Origin of the sequence: Streptomyces sp. MspMP-M5, assembly GCF_000373585.1 — a bacterium.
Taxonomy (GTDB): Bacteria; Actinomycetota; Actinomycetes; order Streptomycetales; family Streptomycetaceae; genus Streptomyces.
In genome coordinates, this window is sequence record NZ_KB891918.1 from 122,085 (window position 1) to 141,831 (window position 19,747).

The 19,747-nt window shown below is 68.8% G+C and carries 24 protein-coding genes and 1 pseudogene; 7 read left to right on the plus strand and 18 right to left on the minus strand.

What is annotated here, in order from left to right; translation table 11 throughout:
* Positions 1–13: 13 nt before the first annotated feature.
* The 3 genes from B073_RS0129565 to B073_RS41475 all read right to left on the minus strand — a co-directional run bounded on the left by B073_RS0129565 (position 14) and on the right by B073_RS41475 (position 1,572).
* Positions 14–493 carry a succinate dehydrogenase hydrophobic membrane anchor subunit gene (locus B073_RS0129565; protein ID WP_018541698.1) on the minus strand — a complete coding sequence of 160 codons (480 nt, stop codon included), beginning with the start codon at positions 491–493 and terminating at the stop codon, positions 14–16.
* A 6-nt stretch (positions 494–499) separates the two neighbouring features.
* Entirely contained in the window at positions 500–880 is a 381-nt protein-coding gene (gene sdhC / locus B073_RS0129570) for a succinate dehydrogenase, cytochrome b556 subunit (protein WP_016574684.1), read from the minus strand.
* A gap of 182 nt (positions 881–1,062) precedes the next feature.
* On the minus strand, positions 1,063–1,572 hold the full coding sequence (locus B073_RS41475) for a 2-oxo-4-hydroxy-4-carboxy-5-ureidoimidazoline decarboxylase (RefSeq protein WP_051094256.1): 510 nt from the start codon (positions 1,570–1,572) through the stop codon (positions 1,063–1,065).
* A 461-nt stretch (positions 1,573–2,033) separates the two neighbouring features.
* Between B073_RS41475 and B073_RS0129580 the strand changes: the two genes are divergently transcribed.
* Complete coding sequence (locus tag B073_RS0129580) at positions 2,034–3,743, plus strand: beta-N-acetylhexosaminidase (RefSeq protein ID WP_018541701.1); 1,710 nt, start codon at positions 2,034–2,036, stop codon at positions 3,741–3,743.
* Between the two features lie 478 nt (positions 3,744–4,221).
* Here the strand turns inward: B073_RS0129580 and B073_RS0129585 are convergent, their stop codons facing one another.
* Positions 4,222–4,785 carry a hypothetical protein gene (locus B073_RS0129585; RefSeq protein WP_018541702.1) on the minus strand — a complete coding sequence of 188 codons (564 nt, stop codon included), beginning with the start codon at positions 4,783–4,785 and terminating at the stop codon, positions 4,222–4,224.
* Here B073_RS0129585 and B073_RS46750 point away from each other — a divergent pair.
* Complete coding sequence (locus tag B073_RS46750; RefSeq protein ID WP_158690246.1) at positions 4,784–5,008, plus strand: hypothetical protein; 225 nt, start codon at positions 4,784–4,786, stop codon at positions 5,006–5,008. The two genes, B073_RS0129585 and B073_RS46750, sit on opposite strands and share 2 nt — an antisense overlap.
* Positions 5,009–5,570: 562 nt before the next feature.
* On the opposite strand, the gene B073_RS44595 is transcribed toward B073_RS46750, so the two are convergent.
* From B073_RS44595 to B073_RS46755, 12 genes and pseudogenes are all read right to left on the minus strand, one after another.
* On the minus strand, positions 5,571–5,774 hold the full coding sequence (locus B073_RS44595) for an EF-hand domain-containing protein (protein WP_078508236.1): 204 nt from the start codon (positions 5,772–5,774) through the stop codon (positions 5,571–5,573).
* A gap of 280 nt (positions 5,775–6,054) precedes the next feature.
* Positions 6,055–6,441 carry a glutamate ligase domain-containing protein gene (locus tag B073_RS41485; RefSeq protein ID WP_018541704.1) on the minus strand — a complete coding sequence of 129 codons (387 nt, stop codon included), beginning with the start codon at positions 6,439–6,441 and terminating at the stop codon, positions 6,055–6,057.
* Entirely contained in the window at positions 6,438–6,962 is a 525-nt protein-coding gene (locus tag B073_RS0129600; protein WP_018541705.1) for a C39 family peptidase, read from the minus strand. The genes B073_RS41485 and B073_RS0129600 overlap by 4 nt, the downstream gene beginning before the upstream one ends.
* A 36-nt stretch (positions 6,963–6,998) precedes the next feature.
* Positions 6,999–7,355 (minus strand): hypothetical protein, encoded by a 357-nt coding sequence (locus tag B073_RS48860; RefSeq protein ID WP_267881436.1) that lies wholly within the window; start codon positions 7,353–7,355, stop codon positions 6,999–7,001.
* A gap of 148 nt (positions 7,356–7,503) precedes the next feature.
* Positions 7,504–8,091 (minus strand): annotated as a pseudogene (locus B073_RS49105) (D-alanine--D-alanine ligase); the annotation flags it as partial.
* Positions 8,088–8,888 carry a diaminopimelate epimerase gene (dapF, locus tag B073_RS0129615; RefSeq protein WP_018541708.1) on the minus strand — a complete coding sequence of 267 codons (801 nt, stop codon included), beginning with the start codon at positions 8,886–8,888 and terminating at the stop codon, positions 8,088–8,090. The pseudogene B073_RS49105 and the gene dapF, both read right to left, overlap by 4 nt.
* 172 nt (positions 8,889–9,060) lie before the next feature.
* Positions 9,061–9,603 (minus strand): NUDIX hydrolase, encoded by a 543-nt coding sequence (locus B073_RS0129620; RefSeq protein ID WP_018541709.1) that lies wholly within the window; start codon positions 9,601–9,603, stop codon positions 9,061–9,063.
* Positions 9,600–9,986 carry a hypothetical protein gene (locus B073_RS0129625; RefSeq protein ID WP_234025196.1) on the minus strand — a complete coding sequence of 129 codons (387 nt, stop codon included), beginning with the start codon at positions 9,984–9,986 and terminating at the stop codon, positions 9,600–9,602. Before B073_RS0129625 ends, B073_RS0129620 begins: the two co-directional genes overlap by 4 nt.
* 95 nt (positions 9,987–10,081) lie before the next feature.
* The gene (locus tag B073_RS0129630; RefSeq protein ID WP_026247852.1) at positions 10,082–10,927 is read right to left on the minus strand and encodes a helix-turn-helix domain-containing protein; all 846 of its coding nucleotides are present in this window, start codon (positions 10,925–10,927) and stop codon (positions 10,082–10,084) included.
* A gap of 27 nt (positions 10,928–10,954) precedes the next feature.
* On the minus strand, positions 10,955–11,467 hold the full coding sequence (locus tag B073_RS0129635; RefSeq protein WP_018541712.1) for a DUF6879 family protein: 513 nt from the start codon (positions 11,465–11,467) through the stop codon (positions 10,955–10,957).
* Complete coding sequence (locus B073_RS0129640; protein WP_018541713.1) at positions 11,445–11,675, minus strand: hypothetical protein; 231 nt, start codon at positions 11,673–11,675, stop codon at positions 11,445–11,447. Before B073_RS0129640 ends, B073_RS0129635 begins: the two co-directional genes overlap by 23 nt.
* Positions 11,676–12,141: 466 nt before the next feature.
* A complete protein-coding gene (locus B073_RS46755; protein ID WP_018541714.1) occupies positions 12,142–12,318 on the minus strand; it encodes a hypothetical protein in 177 nt (58 codons plus the stop codon).
* A 1,505-nt stretch (positions 12,319–13,823) separates the two neighbouring features.
* On the opposite strand from B073_RS46755, the gene B073_RS0129655 reads away from it, so the two are divergent.
* Together B073_RS0129655 and B073_RS0129660 are read left to right on the plus strand one after the other, a co-directional pair.
* A complete protein-coding gene (locus tag B073_RS0129655) occupies positions 13,824–14,546 on the plus strand; it encodes an RNA polymerase sigma factor (RefSeq protein ID WP_420706470.1) in 723 nt (240 codons plus the stop codon).
* A complete protein-coding gene (locus tag B073_RS0129660; RefSeq protein WP_026247853.1) occupies positions 14,546–15,631 on the plus strand; it encodes a hypothetical protein in 1,086 nt (361 codons plus the stop codon). The genes B073_RS0129655 and B073_RS0129660 overlap by 1 nt, the downstream gene beginning before the upstream one ends.
* Before the next feature lie 239 nt (positions 15,632–15,870).
* On the opposite strand, the gene B073_RS44605 is transcribed toward B073_RS0129660, so the two are convergent.
* Complete coding sequence (locus B073_RS44605; protein WP_158690247.1) at positions 15,871–16,254, minus strand: peptidoglycan-binding domain-containing protein; 384 nt, start codon at positions 16,252–16,254, stop codon at positions 15,871–15,873.
* Positions 16,255–16,279: 25 nt separating this feature from the next.
* Here B073_RS44605 and B073_RS0129665 point away from each other — a divergent pair, with 25 nt between their 5' ends.
* Both B073_RS0129665 and B073_RS0129670 read left to right on the plus strand, forming a co-directional pair.
* Positions 16,280–17,860 carry an acyl-CoA mutase large subunit family protein gene (locus B073_RS0129665; RefSeq protein WP_018541717.1) on the plus strand — a complete coding sequence of 527 codons (1,581 nt, stop codon included), beginning with the start codon at positions 16,280–16,282 and terminating at the stop codon, positions 17,858–17,860.
* Positions 17,861–18,000: 140 nt separating this feature from the next.
* Positions 18,001–18,213 carry a hypothetical protein gene (locus B073_RS0129670; protein ID WP_018541718.1) on the plus strand — a complete coding sequence of 71 codons (213 nt, stop codon included), beginning with the start codon at positions 18,001–18,003 and terminating at the stop codon, positions 18,211–18,213.
* Between the two features lie 52 nt (positions 18,214–18,265).
* Here the strand turns inward: B073_RS0129670 and B073_RS0129675 are convergent, their stop codons facing one another.
* Positions 18,266–18,976: a FadR/GntR family transcriptional regulator gene (locus B073_RS0129675; protein ID WP_018541719.1), complete on the minus strand. Its 711-nt coding sequence runs from the start codon at positions 18,974–18,976 to the stop codon at positions 18,266–18,268.
* A gap of 223 nt (positions 18,977–19,199) precedes the next feature.
* On the opposite strand from B073_RS0129675, the gene B073_RS0129680 reads away from it, so the two are divergent.
* Positions 19,200–19,715, plus strand: a complete 516-nt coding sequence (locus B073_RS0129680; protein ID WP_018541720.1) for a gluconokinase — start codon at positions 19,200–19,202, stop codon at positions 19,713–19,715.
* Positions 19,716–19,747: the final 32 nt, after the last annotated feature.

Genomic DNA, 19,747 nt, shown 5'->3' on the forward strand with positions numbered 1-19,747 from the left:
CTCAGCCCGGGGCCTAGCGGATGTTCGGGTCGAAGGTGAAGATCACCAGCGTGCCCAGAAGGACGGTGAACACCGTGGCGGTGTAGAGCAGCATCTTCAGCCAGAAGCGGGTGTTGTCCCGCTGCGCGTAGTCGTTGATGACGGTGCGCAGGCCGTTGGCGCCGTGCAGCATGGCCAGCCACAGCATCAGCAGGTCCCAGACCTGCCAGAACGGCGAGGCCCAGCGGCCGGCGACGAACGCGAAGCCGATCTTGGAGACACCGCCGTCGAGCACCAGCTGGATCAGCAGGTGGCCGAGGACCAGGACGACCAGCACGATGCCGGACAGCCGCATGAACAGCCAGCCGTACAGCTCGAAGTTGGTCCGGGTCGACTTGGGCGTCTTCGCGGTGCGCTTACGGGGCGCCTCGATGACGGGGGCGGGGTTGTCCGCGTCGTAGAGCGCGACGTTCTCCGCCGCGGTGGCGCTCGCGGTGGTGGATTCAGCAGACATTGCGCGTCAGCTCCCGAACAGCGTGCGCAGCGTGTGCTGCAGCACGGGGTAGAAGGCACCGGCCATCAGCACGACCCAGACACCGACGACGGTCCAGAGCATCTGCTTCTGGTACTTCGGGCCCTTGGACCAGAAGTCCACGGCGATGACGCGCAGGCCGTTGAGCGCATGGAAGAGGATGGCGGCCACCAGGCCGTACTCCATCACGTTGACGATCGGCGTCTTGTACGTCGCGACGACGTTGTCGTACGCGTCGGGGGAGACGCGCACGAGAGCGGTGTCGAGGACGTGCACGAACAGGAAGAAGAAGATGAGGACGCCGGTGACTCGGTGAGCCACCCAGGACCACATGCCTTCCCGGCCGCGGTACAGCGTTCCAGCCGGCACGGAAGAACCCTCCGGGAGCGGGGACTAGGGCCGCGCCGGCTTCTCTGTCGGTCGGGCCCGGCCGGGTACGGTCCACCGGCCGCTCGTCATCGTATCGACGAGCTGTCGGTTCCTCGCGCGGGGGTCCTTAGGTGTGATCAAACAGGCACCAACGGGCTATCACACAAGTGCGAAACGGTCCATCAAGGACAAGTCGTGGCGAGTCGCCCCAGCCTGGCGCGGGCCAGCCGCCGCAACTGGTCCGCGGCGACCGACCGCTCCTCGTCCGGCTCGTGCGCCAGGCGGGTGCGGATGGCATGCAGGGTCTGGTCCATCAGCTCGTCGTCGCGGTAGCCGTCGAGGCAGATGACGAAGGCGTGCCGGAAGCGCAGCTCGTACGCGGCGTGCGCGGCGCGCAGGGCGGTGTGGGCGGCGAGGGTGCCGGGGCCGGGGCGGACCGGCGGGAGCGGCGCGGCCGGCTCCCGGGTCAGCGCCTCGCTCTGCTCGGCGGGGGTGAGGTCGTAGCCGGCCTCGTCGCCGGCGGCCATCAGGGACTGCGGGTCCGGGTAGGGGCGGTGGGCGGCGAGGCGTTCGGCCCAGCGGCGGCAGCCGCAGCAGGTCAGCAGGGCGGCCACGGCGTCGGCGTGGGGGAGGGCGTTGAAGCGGTCGAGGCCGGCCGCCGGACCGGGAGCGAGCCGGGTCTGCCAAGGTATGCCGCACCGCGGAACGGGCGGGCGGGGCCGTGCCGGCGGACGGGCGGCCGGAGTGTCACCGGACAGCGTGGGCTCCTCGGGCGGATGGGGGGTTGGCTGCGGACGGTCGGCGAGGGGAGGACGAGTCGGGAGTGCCGGGAGTGCCGGGAGATGCGGGAGAGCCGGTGGTGACTGGCGGAAAACGAGCGTCGGGTGGGGCGAAATGGGTGAAAAGTCTGATACGTACAGAGAGAGAAGCAGGCGTGGTGATACGTCACAAGAGGTGGCACCCGGCGGATTTCCGGCGGTCCACGCGCCCCGGCAGGGAGTGAGCGGCGGCGAAGCCACGCTAACGACGCTCGCCGGCCAGTGTCCGACCGATGCGCGATTTTCACCCGGATGAGAGAGCCCTCGCGCGCTCGGTGGACGACCTGTTCCGCATGACTGGCAATGCCTTCGCCCCGAAAAGTGAGGATTGCACGATGTCGAACCCGATGCGGCCGCCGCGTTCCCCGCGGCCCTCGGCCTCCCCACGGCCCCCGCACACCGGCCGGCGGGCCGCCGGCCCGGAGACCCGCCGCGCGCTGCTGGCCGTCCCCGTGCTGGCCGGCACCCTGGCGCTCGGCGGCTGCGGGCAGGGCGCCGATTCCGAGTCACCGGGCGCAGCTCCCAGCTCGTCCAGCCCCGCCGCGCCCATTCCCAGCTGGGCCAAGGTGACCGGCCCGCCGCACATCGTCCCGGCCGTACGGGACTTCCGCCCGGCGAACGGAATCGGCTGGCGGCCGACCAAGGGCGCCCGGATCGTGGTATCGGCGGGGGAGAAGAGCAATATCGCCGACGAAGCGCAACTCATGGCCAAGGATCTCGGCGGGCTGGCGGTGGTGTGGGGGAAGCAGGACGTCCGGCCCGGTGACATCGAGGTGAAGCTCAGCGGTGCGGCCGGCGCCGGCCGCGGCAACAACGCCCCGACCGCCGGCGCCGCCGACGAGTCCTACACCCTCACCGCCAAGGGCAGCCGGCTCACCCTCACCGCCCCCACCGACGCCGGGATCTTCAACGGCACCCGGACCGTCAAACAGGCCGTCCACACCGCCGGCGGCCTCCCCGAGGGCACCATCGACGACCGCCCGGACCGCCCCCAGCGCGGCATGCTGCTGGACAACGCCCGCAAGCCGTTCACCGCGGGCTGGATCGAGGACCGCATCCGGCAGCTCGCCGACCTCAAGCTCAACCAGCTCCAGCTGCACTTCTCCGACGACCAGGGCTTCCGCATCCAGAGCGAGACCCACCCCGAGATCGTCTCCGCCGACCACCTGACCAAGGACCAGGTCCGCCACCTGATCAAGGTCGGGCAGAGCCTGCACGTCTCCCTCATCCCGGAGATCGACTCGCCCGGCCACCTCGGCGCCGTCCTCGCCCACTACCCCGACCTGCAGCTGCGCAGCGCCTCCGGCACGGTCGTCCGCGGCGCCATCGACATCTCCAAGCCCAAGGCCGGCGAACTCGTCGACTCGCTGCTGAAGGAGTACGGACAGCTCTTCCCCGGCCCGTACTGGCACCTGGGCGGCGACGAGTACCAGGCGCTGATGTCCTCGGACCCCGAGGGCAAGTACCCGCAGCTGGCCAGCGCCGCCCGGGACAAGTACGGCTCCGGCGCCACCATCAAGGACCTGGCGACCGGCTGGCTCAACGACCGGCAGAAGACCGTCCAGGCCGCCGGCAAGACCCGGATCGAGGCGTGGAACGACGGCTTCTTCGCCGGCGGCAAGGTGGCCGCGGACAAGAACCGCACGGTCGCCTACTGGACCGGCAGGGAGATCGGCGCCCGCGACCCCGCCGAGTTCCTCCGCGAGGGCCGCACCGTGCTCAACGTCAACGACGAGTTCCTCTACTACGTCCTCGGCGAGCCCAACGGCTTCACGTACCCGACCGGCGAGCGGATCTACCAGAGCTGGACCCCGCGGGTGCTGCGGCACACCTCGCCCGTCGCCGTACCAACGAGCCAGACCGGGGCCGACCGTATTCCGGGCGCGCGGTTCGGGATCTGGTGCGACCACGCGCAGGCGCAGACCGCGCAGCAGATCGCAGCCGGGATCCGGCTGCCGCTCGCGGCGCTCGCACAGAAGACCTGGGACCCGCGCACCCCCGCGCAGTCCTGGACGGACTTCAAGGCACTGGCGAACCGGCTCTGAACGACCGGGCGCGATAAGCGCAAGAGACGGCCGGGGCCGCCACCCCTGGCCTAGATGATCTACGAAATGGCCCCTGACCAGGCATTTTTCCGTCTGGTCGGGGGCCGGTAGCGGCGATCTATAGTGGTCTTTGTCCTGCGGTTTCTAACCGTTTCTGACCGCCGTTGGTCACGCGTTGGTCATGTGGCCAACCGTCTGTGCCCTGCGGCCCCCTATGACGCTCTCGGCATGTGCACCTCTGCTGTCGACTCGCGGGTTCAACCGGTCGCTTCCCTCCCCTCCCTGGCCGCATGGAGTGGTGTTTTCAGGGCCGCGGCCCGCGGGTTGTCAACTCTGGGGTTCCGCGGGCGGTTCAGGTGCGGCAGGTGTTGTGCCGTGGGCGTCATCGGTTGAAGACCGAGACGAAGTTTGGGGCCGGGCGGTTCGCCGCATAGAGACAGCGCCCCCGTAATAGGGCACTGCGGCGCAAGGAACCGCTTTAGCCGTAAATATTCTGGTTAATCGCGATTTCGCGTTTGATCTGCGCTGCGTCGGAGTCCCACTCGATGACGCCCTGCGGCCCGCCGTCCCCCTGCCTGTCCGCGGTGCCGTCGTCCGCGAGGCGGCTGATCGACCACTCCACGTAGTACTTCCCGGAGTCACATTCGATCCTCCGATCTGCCGAGATGGTTTCGCGGTGCGAGGGCTTGCAGCATCGCTTGGTCCCGATTTTGGCGACCCGGGCTGTCTCATACCTGCCGCCGCCAGACCATTGGTACTCCGAGTAGATGGTGGCGAACAGCCACACGGAGTGTTGGCCTCGCTGGGTGAGGGCAGCGCCGGAGACACCATTGGATGTCCAGATGTCGTACGCGAACTCGAACTCCGGCTCCCACCTAGCGGAGTTCAGGTCAGGCACTTCCACGCCCCAAATGGGGCGACCCGAATGGTCCTTCTTATTCATCATCTGGTAACGGAGGCGTGGGCGGAATGTGAACTCGCCGCAGACCTTGTACCAGTCGTTCGAGGTCCACTCCGATTTGGATTGCTTCAGCTCAGGCATGAGTACCGCCTACCAGCAGCAGGGCCAGCGCGGTATGTCTGGCTGTCGTGGCCATTCCGGCACGACAGGAAAGCATGCTGGACATCAAGATCCGCCTCCTTATGCGGTGAAACCGGAACAGATGTTTTTCCTTGGGGAGCACAAATGGGGCACCGAGCGCAAAAAATTCACTCGTTGGAACCCCACTCAAGCCTCTTCCAAGAAATCAACAGCATCCCGATGAGCTGCGACAAGCCCCCACCCCTTGTTTGGAGGTGAACCCCAATGCCCCGAAGCCCCCGCCCCCGTGCTCTGTCCCCGGGGTGCCCCGAGCTGACCCGAGCCGGTGGACGCTTCGAGAAGCATCAGCGCGAGACCGAGCGGCAGCGCGGGAAGGAGTCCTTTGTCCTGGCATGGCAGTAACCGGCGTTTGTGCCTACCTGGGGACTGGCCGGTTCGTCGCCTGTCCGTCCTGAAGCGGACAGGTTTCGGTGCGTGGCCGTCCGGCGGGACACGGGGGCGGTGTGCGGCGCCGGCCACGGACGTGGACCACGTCGTCCCGGGCGACGACCACGGCCGGCGAACCTTCAGGCGCTTTGTCGCTGGTGTCACGCGCGGAAGTCCAGCGCGGAGGGTGCTGCGGCGTGGCGGAGGCGGGTGTCCAGGCTGAGGCCGGTGGAGCGGCATCCGGGGGAACTGGCGTAAATAGGCCACCCAGTTCTACGAGGAGATGCAGCCGAACAGCCCCGAGGTCGGTGGGATGGTGTTCCCGTGCGGGCCTCGGGGCTGATGAGTCATCGACGTTATCACTTCACCATCTGCTGAAACTCATTGAAGTCAATGACCCGGTCATGGTTCGCATCTGCTTCCAAAGCGGCCTTGACCTTTTCCTTGAGCTTGCCTTGATGTCCTTCTCGCTTGAAGTGATTGGCCAGTTCAACGATGTTGATCTGACCATCTCGGTCAGTATCGATCTGGTCGAACAGTTCCTTCGCTTCGGTCTCGGTCATGGCTTCCTCTCGTTAGCGAGCACCTGAAGATCACGGCTAACGGTAGAGTGGCAGAGCGCCTACGGAAATAACCTTCTAGGGTCGCCAATTCATCCTAATGAGGGATATTTGGTGGGTGCCTCATGCCAGCAGGGCCTGGCGGCTCGGAGCGCCCTCAGGGGCCGGGGCGCGGTGGTCGCTTAAATCCACGCATATTTGCGGGCGACTCACGGCCCTCACCTCTGGAGGTGCCGCCCCTGTATCTCGCGTGTTCAGCTCGCCGAGCTGGCGGTGAGCCTACTCAGAAGCCGGTGACTGGCTGGCCAGTGAGTCGCTGAGCAACCTGCCACAGCATGCCACCCCGCGAAGCCTTTACGAGTACCTTGTCGCCGGGGCGGAGGATCTCTTCGAGGAGGGTCGCGGCGGTCTCGTTGTCAGCGACGAGAGCGATATCGGGGACGCCTGCGGCTCCCGCGGACAACACGAGCTGCTTCACGAGCTCGCCACCGACGCCAATCACCATGTCGATGCCGAACTCGCCAGCCATCCGGCCGACTTCACGGTGGGCATCAACGGCTTCGTCTCCCAGTTCGAGCATTTCACCGAGTACGGCGATCAGCCGTCCTCCCTCCGGCTGCGCCGGGTCGCCGGCCGTCTGGGGGGCGACGGAGGCGTCTGCCTCGGTCATGCGGAGTCTCCGTGGTTCAGGGGCGCAAAGGTGATCGCGCGCCCGGTGTACGAGTGGGCCAGGCGGCTAAGCAGGACGCGATCATGCGTCTGGCCCCAGGCGGAAGGATCGCGGAAGTGGATCGCCGGGTCCGGGCCGGCCTCGTACCCACGAAGGATGACGAGGTGGCCGCCGGAGCGGCCATCGTCGGGGAACTGCTCCGTCACAGACGCGATGAGCGGAGCGTCGTCGAGCTTGGAGAGCAACTCTTCGGCGGGCACGGGCTCGGCGCGAGACGGCACTCCGAGGTCACTTGCCAGACTCGCGATTCCCGCGTGGAGCGCTCCACGCGGGGTCAGAACCTCATACTTGACCGCGAGCTTCAGCAGTTCGGTGACTGTAGGGGCCTGGCGTCCGTAGGCGAGAAGGATCATCCGTAGCGACGCTAGGCCGCACGCCCGGTTGGACCAGTCGATCCTGTCCCCGAGTGCCCAACCTCCGTGTAGATCCCACTCGGAGGGGGTGATGAGCTGTCGGCACATGGGAACATCGTGGACGCGCGGCACAGCGGCAGGCTCCTACGGCGAGACGGCAGCCTCCCGAGTCGCCGTGGTGCTGGAAAACACGGGAGTGGGCAGGGGGACATCGTACGGCGACCGGGCCAGGGCCTCGTGCAGCATTGCCAAGACGACGTCCGTGTGCGTGAGTCCGACCATCGCCGCCCCGACTGCGAAGTTGCTGTCACGGGACATGCCCGGCGTGCTGTTCACCTCCAAGGCGTACGCGTCGCCGTCCTCGGTGAGCATGAAGTCGATACGCGCCGAGCCTCGCAGTCCGATCCCCTCCCACAGGGTCTGGGCGTCTCTGGTGATCCTGTCCAGCACATCGGGTGCCAGCTCGGCGGCGCGGACGGTCACAGTGCCCTTGGACTCCACGTCGAGCTTGGTGTCGGCGTCGTAGAACTCGGCATCGGCCGCCTCGGTGGCGAGTGGGGGGGAAGGCGACGACCGAGCCGCCTGGAAGCGCCAGCATGCCCACGGTCAGCGGCGTACCGATCACGTAGTCCTCGATGAGCACGTGCACGCCCTCCTCGCCGGCGGCGTCCGCCAGGGCGCGGGGCAGCTCCATCGCATCGCGGACGAGAGTCATACCTACGCTGGACCCGCCGAGGGGTGGCTTCACCATGACGGTGCGCCCGTTCCAGTTCGCCGGGCCGCCGGACCAGACGCGCCAGCCGGGCGTGGGCACGCCGAGGGTCAGCATGACCCGCTTGCAAAGGATCTTGTCGGCGGCTACCGCGGATGCCCCGACGCCGCTGCCGCAGTAAGGCACGCGAAGGTAGTCGAGCAGGCCCTGCAACCGCCCGTCTTCACCGTACGGACCGTGCAGGTTCGAGAGGGCCACGTCGTACCCGGTGAGATCCATGACGAAGTCCGGCTCGCACGGGTCGAGCACCTTCCATCGGGCGCCGATCTCTTCGAGGGCCCCGGCCAGGGCGGTGACGGATCGCTGTGCGACGGGGCACTTCGAGTGGTAAAGCCTGTCCTCGGGGGATACAGGCCCGTAGATAAGGGCGACACCGAGGTCCTGGCGGCTCTGCCCCCACTGTCGGAGTTCCTCAGTGGCTTTCTGCACCGCGAAGTCCGAACTCGGGCTGAGGAAGAGAGTCATGCGAGCACCCCTTCGAAGGCGTTGGTGACGGGGCCGCCGACCCAGCGGGTTCGGTTCGGTCGGTCTTCATGCGGCCGGACCGTGAGTGGCTCCCCGGCCCGGTTGCGCACAGTGACGGCGCGCGGTGCTACGAGTCCGCGCATGGTGGCGACGACGACGGCCGCGACTGCCCCACTCCCGCACGAGAGGGTTTCCGACTCGACGCCGCGTTCGTAGGTGCGGACCTTCAGTGCCTGACGGCCGGCACGTTGAACGAAGTTGACGTTCGTCCCCAGTGGAGCGAGGTCGGGGTGGTGGCGGACGATGCGTCCGACGGTCACCGCGTCGATGACGTCCACGTCATCCACGACGGCCACGACGTGCTCCGTGCCGGTGTGGGCGCTGTCGAACCACGTCGGCTTGCCGTTGATGACGGTCTGTAAGCAACGGGGGAGAATGTCGCCGATCTCGGCCGTGACCCACACCGAGTCGTCGAGCACGACCGCTTCGTGTGGCACTCCGACCATGCGAAGACTCATCTGCTGGAAGCCGTGATCGTGGTGCGCGGCCCAGGCGGAGCAGCGCAGAGCATTGCCGCACATGGTTGCGACCGAGCCGTCCGCGTTGAAGCAGGAGACATCCGCGACGGCGGGGTTGCCGCTGACCATTCTGCTGATGACCAGCCCGTCGGCGCCCACGCCGGTACGCCTGGCACACAGGCGTTCGGCCTCCTTGGGCCAGTCCCTGTCGGCGTCCGGTTCGATGTCGGAGAGGAGGACGAAGTCGTTTCCTGCGCCGTGAATCTTGCGGAAGCGCATGGCGAAGCTCCTCGCGTGGTGAGGTGAGATGGTTGGTGCAACGCCCGAGTTGGGCTGCGGTCAGGGGTGTTCGAGGGGCCGGTAAGTGGTTTGGGCCTCTCGCGGTTTGCCGTTCAGAAAGATGAAGTCGCCGACACGGACGTCAGTCGGCGGCCTTGTAGCTGGCACCGGCTCATCGGGTTCCGATCAAATGGCGTTCCACGCGGCTGCGGACTGAGGGAATGCCGATCTCGGCAAGGGGCACCCAGGCCGCCGCGCCCATGTCGATCATTGAAGGAAAGACCGCACCCGAGTGAGCCCGGAAGAGGTAGCGAATGCCGACCCGCAGTCGAGGTCCGTACCTGTGGCGGCCGGGCACGGTCACGTCGACCAGGAAGGGCCCTTCGGCACCGGGCTGCGTCCATACGTCGAGAGGGCCAACCTCCTCAGCCAGAAGGCGAAGCGCTGCCCCGCGGAGGGAGCCGTCCTGTGCTTGCGGCTCAGCCTCCGCGAGTGCGTAGCCTCCCTCGTGTCGCAGGCAAAGGACGTGGTGGCGCTCATCGACCACAACGGCCCCCGTCATGACGACGGGGCAGCGCTGGTCGTGAGTGCAGGCTCGGCGCCGCGAGTGATCGAGCGCAGCGTCATAAACAGGCATCAACGCCATTTGCTCGGCCGGGTGTTCGTGGATGTAGTGGGACAGTTCACGGATGATCTGGTCTTCTCCGATAGTCACGGCGCATCCAGCCCGTTCCGCTCGGAGTAGATCCACAACAGTCGACGAGTCAGAAGCGCTACATCGCGGAGGTGCAGGAAATTCCCGAAGGTAGGCGTTTCGGCGTTCGGTCGATTCGTGAGGTCAACGAGCCTGGTCCCCTTGCGAACCAAATCCCGCACGTCGCTGTCGTCTTCGGCACCCAGGTCTTCGGCGAGCAGGTGGTTCAGCTCCTTGGCGATTCTCGGCAAGTGCTGGTCCATCGCCGCGCGAGTTGTGGTCCCCATCCGCAGGCTGAGGACGGAATCAGTGTGCGATGAGATCGAATCCACGTCGATGGGGAAGTCATCGGCCTCAGATTGGTCGGCCAACTCCATCGCCTTGCCCGTACTTGCCACTGTCATCACCGGCCCCTCCGGAGCACGTCTTCAGCCGTGCCGATAAAACTAGGAAGGGGGAGGGGTGAGGCTCCAGGAGTGTGCCGGAACTTGCCAGGCGTTCACCCTAGAGATTCGATGGCAGCGGTGATGAGTTCACGCGCAGCGGGGCCGTAGACGGCAAGTTCGGCCAGCTCGCCGAAGGTCTTGGCATACATGGCAAGTTCGCGCTTCTGTACGACTGTGAGGTGAGCCGAGATCAGTTCGACGTTCACCAACTCGTCGTCGTACAGGAAGAATCCTTCGACCGGCCACAGGCCCGAACGGTCGGCGTCCTGGGGGATGATGCCGAGGCTCACTGAAGGGAGTGCCATGACGCTGAGTAGATAGCCGAGTTGGCCAGCCATTACATCCGTGCCGCCGATGCGATACCGCAGGACACTTTCTTCCAGGATGATGGCGAACTTGTGCTTGCCGTACACGATCTGTTGCTTCTCGACGCGCACTTTGACGGCGGCCGGCACGTCGTCGATGAGTCCTCGGCGGTCGCGAATGGAGGTCAGAAGCGCGGTGATGTACGAGGCCGTCTGTACCGGGCCGGGAATGAGCCATGGCGAGTAGATGCGAAAGCGCTCGGTGCGCTCCCAGAGGGAAACAACGGATTCCTGCGCCCACTTGAGGCCGTGGCGCTCCATCTTGGGCCACTCGACATACATGCCTTCGATTCCGCGGGCTGTCGAGATCAGGTCCTCTGCTTGGTCCTCCACGCCGCACGCGGTGCACCAGTCGCGAAGGTCGCGCTCCGAGGGCGATCGGGTGCCGCTCTCGAAGCGCGAAGCCTTCGACTCGTGCCAGCCCAAGCTGTGAGCCAGCGCTCGCTTGGTGAGTCCGGCTGCTTGCCGGAGTTCGGCCAGGCGTTGCCCGAGCGCCTGGCGGGCTTCCTCGACGCTTGAAGATGGCGATGTCATGTCGGCGTGGCAGTGCTGTTCGGACTGTTAGGCCAACTCGAACTCTGCGTGCGGAGTTGCCCGCTTCCACACGGCCTCGAAGGCCGACTCGCAGAGCTTCGCTACCTCCGGGTCTTCCGTGAGTTCGAGCTCCATGTTCTCGCCCTCGCCGTCGAAGTAGTTGACGAGAACGAGGCTGGAGTCGAACACCCAGAAGTCGTTGCCTGGAAGCGCGATGTCGGTCGCCTGGCGTCGTGAGAGCCACCGCACGCTTTCGCCGGCAGCGATGTTCAGCCCGTCCGTCACGTCGTACTCGAAGCGGATGTACTCGCTGACCGGTGTTGAAACGATGCGGGCGCGTCGAACCTCGACGCCACGTGACGTTGCCTCCGTGACGATGGTGTGCCAGTCGGCCCAGCGTTCAGCCGGGTCGAGGGCCACTCCGGCCTTCCAGTCGATGAAGGCCGGGTCCGACTTCATGTAGGCGTCACGCATCTCCAGGTGGACAGCGGTCCTCTGGCAGTCGCGGAACAGCTCCTCAAACGTCGGGGTCCTCGTCACGCTTCTTCACCTCCAGGAAGAACTGCACCATGCGTCGGGGGATCTCCACCACGTCCTCGTGACCGGGGATGTCCATCTTCCCGAGACGCTCCTCGTCCTCCACCTTCCACCCCTGCACGAGGTAGGTGTCCTTCTCTTCGTCGAGGTAGACGGTGGGGGAGCCGCCGCTCGGGCTTTCCGGGTCCTTACCGAGCTTAATCAGGGCCATGATGACCTCCTCGCGTGCCGGTAACGAATGCTGTGCCAGAGCTTGCCCGCGACCGTCTGCCAGAGCGAGGAACTTGCCCAAACTTGCCAGGGACACGGAAGTTGACCCTTCGTTGCCTAGATCACGGCGGCCAGGGGCGACCAGCCGCGAGGTATCAGAACTGGCCTGAACCGATCGTTCTCCACCTTTCCCCGGTGGGTTGATGCGACCCTCTCTTCACGTGTGGCCGCATCGCCCGATCACGGCTCAAGCCGCGTCTTGCTCGTTTAGTCCGTCCTACCCGTCGATGTACTCCTGCCCGTTCAAGCATGCGGCGATCTTGCCCACGGCACGCTCACAGCGATAAGCGATAGCGGACGGTACGTCCTGTAACGCCCTGAAGCATTCCGGATCCGTCGTCCGACAAGTCGGCCCCGTACCGCAGAACGAGGGCATGGCGCTCGCCGAGCGAGAGCGGGGCCATCGCCTACCCCTGCCGGATGTCGGCCAGGTGGGCGAACAGCGTGCTGGCAGCCTTGGGGGCGGTGGCGGCCTTGGGCATGTCGGCATCGGGGGCGGTTGGGTTCCTGATCCCATAAGCGACCTCCTGGTCCCAGACGGCCGGGAGGAGATGCTCGACGAGGCGTCGGTCGTACGCTGCCACTGGCCGCTCCTCTCCGCCCGCAGTTGGACAGCCTCGTACGAGACGTGTGCGGCCCGGTGCTTGGCCTCGGTCAGCCAGCGGTCGCGAAGCCGCTGGGTGAGCCAGCGATGCAGTAGGCCGGGCCCGGCGTCCGCGAGGATGTGGCGGACCTGGACTGCACGCTCGGCGATGACCAAGACCGCCTCCTTGGTAGGCGCCCTCGCACTCCAGCGTCAGGCCGTGGGCAAGCCTTTGGGGATCCAATCCGTGCGTCATGTCCACAACATCCTGTCGGGTGCGTTCGAGGCCGCGGTCACCAAGAAGGTGATCCCGACCAATCCAGCGGCCGCAGCCAGCCCGCCCACGACCTGGCAGATCAAGGCACAGCAGCGCAAGTTCGTGACGCTCGATGATGTGGGCCCGCTTCCTTGGGGACATCTGGACGCCGTGCGGACGGCGCGGCTGCGGGCCGCTGCACCACTGCACACGCGACGCGCCACTGTGGGCGACGTACACCGCGATGGGCGTCCGCCGCAGCGGAGCGCTGGGCACGATAAGCGGGAGCGCCAGCAGGAGTGGAAGGAGCGGCTCGGTTCGCTCTGGGGCGACCATGATCTCGTCTTCGCGCGTGATGGGTACATGCTCCGCAAGGACGGAGTCACGCCCGGTGGCCCGCAGGATGCCGGCCAGGTCAGTGCCCGATGGCGGACCACCAGAGAGGCTGGACCTCCCCCGAAAGGTTCCGCATCCACGACTGGCGCCACGGCAAGGTCACGAATGACCTGGAGGCGAGGAGAACCCGGTGGAGGTGTCCGCGAATGTGAGGCACCACTCACCGGGCTACACCATGGCCCAGTACGGCAAGAGTCGTGCTCAGGGGGCACGCAAGCTGGCCAGTGCGACGGCTGAGCGCATCGGCCTGGCGAGCGTCGCCTCGGGAGTGGCCTGATGCGTTGGTCACACAGTTGGTCACGGTGCTCGGCAGGGCATGAAGAAACCGCAGGTCAGATGCGAGACAAGCGCAAGAGACGGCCGGGGCCGCCACCCCCCACAGGAGAGGCCCCGGCCGTCGCTCACGCGGAGCCCGCGACGGGCTCCAATCAATACAGCGCCGGCGGGCCGAAAAGCGTCACACGGGGTACGGGCGGCGGCACGGCCAGTGGTCTGGACGCGGGCCCGGCGGGGCCCGTAACGTGCCGGAACGCGCCGGCGGGCGCAAGGGCCGCGGCGGTTCGGCCGGCCGGAAGAGCGCCCGGTTACCGGGGAGTTCGAAGGGGCGCGCGGCCACCTCGTGCCGGTGCCCCGTCCGCCCCAAGGGGTGGCCCGGGTGCCGGGCCCGGGGTCAGACCCGTTACGGTCTGCGGTGACGTTCGGGCGGCCGGTGGCCGGTGTGGCGGTGACGCACCCGGCCGCGGAGCGGATCCGACGACCGACCGACAGTGAAGTAACAGCGACAGCGCAATGCGGCAAGGACCGGGCGGCGGACATTCAGCGTGCGACAGGATGGACCCGTGCGAGGGGACGACATTCAGCCGGACGACGGACGGCTGACGGTTGCCGTGCAGGCGGCGCAGGACGGCGACGAGACCGCGTTCCGGCTCGTCTACCGCGCGATACACCCCCGGCTGCTCGGCTACGTCCGGACCCTGGTGGGCGAGCCGGACGCGGAGGACGTGGCATCCGAGGCATGGCTCCAGATCACCCGCGACCTCGTCCGCTTCAGCGGCGACGCGGACCGCTTCCGCGGCTGGACCGCCCGGATCGCCCGTAACCGTGCGCTGGACCACATCCGGATGCGCGGCCGGCGGCCGGTCATCGGCGGCGACGAGACCGAACTCACCGACACCCCCGCCGCGTCCGACACCGCGGGCGAGGCGCTGGAGGCGCTGCGCACCGGCCACACCTTCCGGCTGATAGGCCGGCTGCCGCAGGACCAGGCCGAGGCGGTGACCCTGCGGGTGGTCGTCGGGCTGGACGCCAAGAGCGCGGCACAGGTACTGGGCAAGCGGCCGGGCGCGGTGCGCACCGCCGCCCACCGCGGCCTGAAGAAGCTGGCCGAGATGCTCGGGGAGGACGGTGGTGGGGACGACGGGGACGGGGAGCCCCGGGGGCCGTCCGCCGGCGCCGGCAAGGGAGGTGGAACGGTGGGTGAGCTGCCCATACAGGACAGAAGACGCCATGACGGCGTGGCGGAATCGTACGTACCAGGTGTGACGGAAACGGCCGCACGAACGCAGAAGGACATGTGATGGCCGACGACCGGTTTAGCTGGCTCGACAAGAACGCCGCGGAGCGACTGCTGCGTGGCGAGCCGGCCGGTTCCCAGGTCGGCGACGGCGCACGCGAACTAGAACAGCTGCTGAAGGCCGCCGCGGCGGCCGGCTCCGGTCTGCCCGAAACCGCCGGGTCGCCCGGCGAGGAGGCCGCGCTGGCCGCCTTCCGGCAGGCCCAGCACGGTCCCGGCGCCCGCTCGCGCGAGAGCGCCCGCGGCGCGGCACTGCCCGGCGCACGCAGCACCCGCACCAACCGCGTCGTCGAACGCACCGGGCTCGCCCGCCCCTTCAGACGCGGCTTCGCGGTGGCCCTCGCGGCCTGCGCGATCAGCGGCATCGCGGTCGCCGCCGGCACCGGCGTACTGCCCACCCCGTTCCGCGACGGCGAGCCCCGCCCGGCGAGCAGCGTCCCGGCGGCCGAGACGCCCAACACCCTTGAGACGGACGAGCCCGCCACCACCACCGGCGAGACCGGCCGAACCCCGGCCACCCCGCCCGACGGGCGGACCACCGCACCCGGCTCCACCCCCACCCCCGGCGGCAGCCACGACACCGCCCCCACGCCCGGCACCCGCCCGCCCGGCACCGGCACCGGCACCCCCGGCGACGACGGCAAACCGCTGCCCGACGACGGCGGGTGGAACAAGAAGCGCAAACTGCTGCTCGCCCTCTGCAAGCAGTACGAATCCGGCCGCCCCGGCGACCTGGACCGCAACACCCTGCGGCGCCTCGAAGACGCCGCCGGCGGCCCCGAGCGGGTGCACGCCTTCTGCCGCCAGTACTTCTCCCCGTCCGGCCAACAGGGCGGCGGCTCGGGTGACAACGATGGCGGAGGCGGCGGCAAGGGCGGCCGCGGCGGCGGCCAGGGCGGAAACGGCGGCAACGGCGGCGGCCAGAACGGCGGCGGCAACGGCGACGAGGAGGGCGACCCGCCACCCGCCGCCTCACCACCCGCCGCCTCGCCCAGCCCGAGCGCGCCGGCCACCGGCAGCACCCCCACGCCGGCCCCCTCCACGGCCGCGCCGACCCCCACCGGAAACCTTCCCGCCGGTCGGGTGTGACGTTTTTCGACCCCGTGACGCAGTAAGAAATGAGCCGACTGGTCATCGGCGGCGCAAGAGCCGGGGTTCCCCCCGTACCCGTGGCTCAGCGCACCCGGCGCGGGCGGGGCTCGTTCCCCCGGCCCTGCCCGCGCCCTATTTTGCGCCTAAACCGGCGCCGCTCTCGCGTAGGTGGTTGCGGTGGGTGGGGGTTGCTCAATTATCGCTTCCGTCAGAGATTTTTCCCTGGCCTCTCTCTGTCATTTCGGCTTGTGGGTGCGGGAGTTGAGGGCTGCGCGGTCTGCTGTGGTGTAGGTGCCCGTGACGGGGAGTTCGGCCTGTTTTTGGAAGGTGCGGGGGGCCTGTTCGGTCTGGGTGGCGTAGCGGCCTGTGGGGGTGCGGGGGAAGAGGCCGAGTTGGGACAGGCGGGCCTGGAGGTCGCGGACCGCGGGGCCGTGGGCGCCGGGAGCCAGTAGGGCAGTGGGGTGCGCCGGGTGACAGGGCGCCGCCAGGGGTAGTGCGGCCAGTGCCGGCAGGGCCGCCGGTCCTCGTCTCCCGCTCCGTCGCAGGAACCACCCCCTTCCCGACGGTGCGTCGGGGCGAACCTCCGGGCATGCTGTGAATGCGGTACAAACCGGCACCATCCACCTGTTTGGAGGCGTAGGGGACATGGCGCGGTACAGCGAGAGCGGGCTGCCCGTCGAGCCGGTGTACGGGCCGGCGGCGCTTGCCGGGTGGGATCCGGACGGCCGGCTGGGCGAGCCGGGCGAGTACCCGTACACCCGCGGGGTCTATCCGACGATGTACACCGGGCGGCCCTGGACGATGCGGCAGTACGCCGGGTTCGGGACGGCGCGGGAGTCCAACGCGCGCTACCGGCGGCTGATCGAGCACGGCACGACCGGGCTGTCGGTCGCCTTCGACCTGCCGACGCAGATGGGCCACGACTCCGACACCCCGATCGCGGCGGGCGAGGTGGGCAAGGTCGGGGTGGCCATCGACTCCGTCGAGGACATGGAGGTGCTGTTCGGCGGGATCCCGCTGGGCACGGTCTCGACGTCGATGACCATCAACGCGCCGGCCGCGCTGCTGCTGCTGATGTACCAACTCGTGGGCGAGCAGCAGGGGGTGACGGGACATCAGCTGGGTGGGACGGTGCAGAACGACGTGCTGAAGGAGTACATCGCGCGGGGTACCTACATCTTTCCGCCGCAGCCGTCGCTCCGGCTGACCGCGGACATCTTCCGTTACTGCCGGGCCGAGATGCCCCGTTGGAACACCATCTCGATCTCCGGCTACCACATGGCCGAGGCCGGTGCCTCGCCCGCGCAGGAGATCGCCTTCACCCTGGCCAACGGCATCGCCTACGTCCGCACCGCGCTCGCCGCCGGCATGGACGTCGACGACTTCGCGCCGCGGCTGTCGTTCTTCTTCGTCGCCCGGACCACGCTGCTGGAGGAGGTCGCCAAGTTCCGGGCCGCGCGGCGGATCTGGGCGCGGGTGATGCGGGACGAGTTCGGGGCGCGGAACCCCAGGTCGCAGATGCTGCGGTTCCACACCCAGACGGCCGGGGTGCAGCTGACCGCCCAGCAGCCGGAGGTGAACCTCGCGCGGGTGACCGTGCAGGGGCTGGCCGCGGTGCTCGGCGGGACCCAGTCGCTGCACACCAACTCCTTCGACGAGGCAATCGCGCTGCCGACCGAGAAGGCGGCCCGGCTCGCGCTGCGCACCCAGCAGGTGCTGGCGCACGAGACGGACGTCACCGCCACCGTCGACCCGTTCGCCGGTTCGTACGCGGTGGAGTCGCTGACGGACGGCGTCGAGGAGGCGGCGCTGGCGCTGATGGCGCGGGTCGAGGACTTCGGCGGGGCGGTCGCCGCCATCGAACGGGGCTTCCAGAAGGACGAGATCGAGCGCAACGCCTACCGGATCGCCCAGGAGACCGACGCCGGCGAGCGGGTGGTGGTCGGCGTCAACCGCTTCCGCAGCGACGAGGAGGAGCCCTACGAGCCGCTGCGGGTGGACCCCGCCATCGAGGCGCAGCAGGCCGAGCGGCTGGCGCGGCTGCGCGAGCGCCGCAACGCCAACGCGGTCACCGCGGCGCTCGGCGCGGTGCGCAAGGCCGCCGAGGGCCCGGACAACGTGCTCTACCCGATGCGGGAGGCGCTGCGCGCCCGGGCCACGCTGGGCGAGGTGTGCGACGCGCTGCGCGAGGTGTGGGGGACGTATGTGCCGACGGATGCTTTCTGAGGGGAAGTTCTTCTGAGGTCCTCTGACGTCCTCTGATGATGTCTTCTGAGGGGACGTCTTCCGGGGGCGCGGTCGGTGGCCCCGGTGGGCCCGGCGGGTGCCGGGTGCGGGGGCCGGAGGGCGTCCGCCACACTGGTGGCATGTCCGCACCGCGCCGCCACTGCCCCGTCTGCACCCGAGAGATCGCCGTGGTCGGCGGCCGGTACGCCCGTCACGACCCTCCGGGGCGGCGGATGGGGATCGAGCTGATCTCCTGCCCGGGCTCGCGGCGGACGGCGCCCATGATGGCGCCCGCGGAGAAGCTCTTCGACCCGGAGGAGCCGCCGATGCCGGGGCAGCAGCCGCTGTTCTGAGCGCGTCCCGCCCGGCGCGCACGGCCCGGCGATGGGGGCCGGCGGGCGTCGACTACGGTGCCAGCACGTCCAGTTCGGCCATCGCGCCGGCCGTGATCTCCCGGGTGAGGGCCTCGGCGCGGGCCGCGTCGCCGGTGCGGACCGCCTCGGCCACCTGGACGTGCAGGGTGACCGCCGCCGGGTCGGGGTCGGTGAACATCACATGGTGCTGGGTCCGGCCGGTGAGCACGGCCGCGACGACCTCGGCGAGGCGGGCGAACATCTCGTTGCCGGAGGCGGTCAGCACCACCCGGTGGAACGCCATGTCGTGCACGAGGTACGCGTCGAGCTGCTGGCCTCGCGAGGTGGCCACCATCCCCATGGCGTGCTCGGTGAGTTCGGCGCACTGGGCGGGGGTGGCATGGCGGGCGGCGAGCCCGGCCGCCACCGGCTCGACGGCCGAGCGCAGCACCGTCAGCGAACGCAGCTGCCGGGGGCGGTCCCGGCCGGCCAGCCGCCAGCCGATCACCCGCGGGTCGTAGACGTTCCACTCCTCGGTGGGGCGGACGGTCACCCCGACCCGGCGCCGGGAGGCGACCAGGTGCATGGACTCCAGGACCCGGATCGCCTCGCGGATCACCGTGCGCGAGACGTCGAACCGCTCGGCCAGCTCGTCGGTGCGCAGGACCGTGCCCGGAGGGTGGTCGCCCGCGGTGATCGCGGGCCCCAGGGACTCCAGCACGCGGGCGTGCAGCCCCTTCTCCCCGTTCCCGGTCGCTTTCATGGGCCAAGCCTACGTTCCGCTTCTCGGTGTCTGTGCTGCCGCTTCTCGGCCAATTAAGTATGACGTTTGCGTCACAGACTCTTGAATACGTCGTACCTAATGGGTTTCAGTGGAGGGCGCACGAGGTCGAAGTGGACAGCGTCGTACCGATACCGCCGGTACCCACCGATGGCGGCGATCCGGCACATGGTGTCCTGCTATACGAGGTATCGAGGTATTCGGGATGGGCAGCGCCGACGTCATCGTCGTGATGGGTGTGGCCGGGACCGGCAAGACGACGATCGGCCCCCTGGTGGCCGACGCGCTGGGCGTCCCCTACGCCGAGGGCGACGACTTCCACCCGCCGGCCAACATCGCCAAGATGACCGCCGGCACGCCCCTGGACGACGCCGACCGCGGCCCCTGGCTCGACGCCATCGGCGCCTGGGCGCACGGCCGTGCCGGCCACGGTGGGGTGGTCAGCTGCTCGGCCCTCAAGCGCGCCTACCGCGACCGGCTGCGGGCCGCCGCCCCGGGCGTGCTCTTCCTCCACCTCGCCGGCGACCGCGCGCTGATCGAGGCGCGGATGGCCGAACGCAAGGGCCACTTCATGCCGACGGCGCTGCTGGACTCCCAGTTCGCCACCCTCGAACCGCTCGGGCCGGACGAGGCCGGCGCGGTCGTCGACGTCTCCGGCACCCCCGAGCAGATCGCCGAACGAGCCGTCACCGCCCTGCGCCGCCCGGCCCCGGCCGCGTAACCCCCGACGCGCCGGCCGGACCCGAGCCGGCC

What these genes read in the sequence shown, in the direction of transcription:
- B073_RS0129565 (WP_018541698.1), bottom strand. Translation starts at nt 493, where the DNA reads ATGTCTGCTGAATCCACCACCGCGAGCGCCACCGCGGCGGAGAACGTC.
- B073_RS0129640 (WP_018541713.1), bottom strand. Translation starts at nt 11,675, where the DNA reads ATGGCCCTGATTAAGCTCGGTAAGGACCCGGAAAGCCCGAGCGGCGGC.
- B073_RS41485 (WP_018541704.1), bottom strand. Translation starts at nt 6,441, where the DNA reads ATGACCGAGGCAGACGCCTCCGTCGCCCCCCAGACGGCCGGCGACCCG.
- B073_RS44595 (WP_078508236.1), bottom strand. Translation starts at nt 5,774, where the DNA reads ATGACCGAGACCGAAGCGAAGGAACTGTTCGACCAGATCGATACTGAC.
- dapF (WP_018541708.1), bottom strand. Translation starts at nt 8,888, where the DNA reads ATGCGCTTCCGCAAGATTCACGGCGCAGGAAACGACTTCGTCCTCCTC.
- B073_RS0129680 (WP_018541720.1), top strand. Translation starts at nt 19,200, where the DNA reads ATGGGCAGCGCCGACGTCATCGTCGTGATGGGTGTGGCCGGGACCGGC.
- B073_RS0129585 (WP_018541702.1), bottom strand. Translation starts at nt 4,785, where the DNA reads ATGCCTGAGCTGAAGCAATCCAAATCGGAGTGGACCTCGAACGACTGG.
- B073_RS44605 (WP_158690247.1), bottom strand. Translation starts at nt 16,254, where the DNA reads ATGGTGCCGGTTTGTACCGCATTCACAGCATGCCCGGAGGTTCGCCCC.
- B073_RS0129625 (WP_234025196.1), bottom strand. Translation starts at nt 9,986, where the DNA reads ATGACAGTGGCAAGTACGGGCAAGGCGATGGAGTTGGCCGACCAATCT.
- B073_RS46750 (WP_158690246.1), top strand. Translation starts at nt 4,784, where the DNA reads ATGAGTACCGCCTACCAGCAGCAGGGCCAGCGCGGTATGTCTGGCTGT.
- B073_RS0129600 (WP_018541705.1), bottom strand. Translation starts at nt 6,962, where the DNA reads ATGTGCCGACAGCTCATCACCCCCTCCGAGTGGGATCTACACGGAGGT.
- B073_RS0129675 (WP_018541719.1), bottom strand. Translation starts at nt 18,976, where the DNA reads ATGAAAGCGACCGGGAACGGGGAGAAGGGGCTGCACGCCCGCGTGCTG.
- B073_RS0129665 (WP_018541717.1), top strand. Translation starts at nt 16,280, where the DNA reads ATGGCGCGGTACAGCGAGAGCGGGCTGCCCGTCGAGCCGGTGTACGGG.
- B073_RS0129670 (WP_018541718.1), top strand. Translation starts at nt 18,001, where the DNA reads ATGTCCGCACCGCGCCGCCACTGCCCCGTCTGCACCCGAGAGATCGCC.
- B073_RS0129660 (WP_026247853.1), top strand. Translation starts at nt 14,546, where the DNA reads ATGGCCGACGACCGGTTTAGCTGGCTCGACAAGAACGCCGCGGAGCGA.
- B073_RS0129580 (WP_018541701.1), top strand. Translation starts at nt 2,034, where the DNA reads ATGTCGAACCCGATGCGGCCGCCGCGTTCCCCGCGGCCCTCGGCCTCC.
- B073_RS0129630 (WP_026247852.1), bottom strand. Translation starts at nt 10,927, where the DNA reads ATGACATCGCCATCTTCAAGCGTCGAGGAAGCCCGCCAGGCGCTCGGG.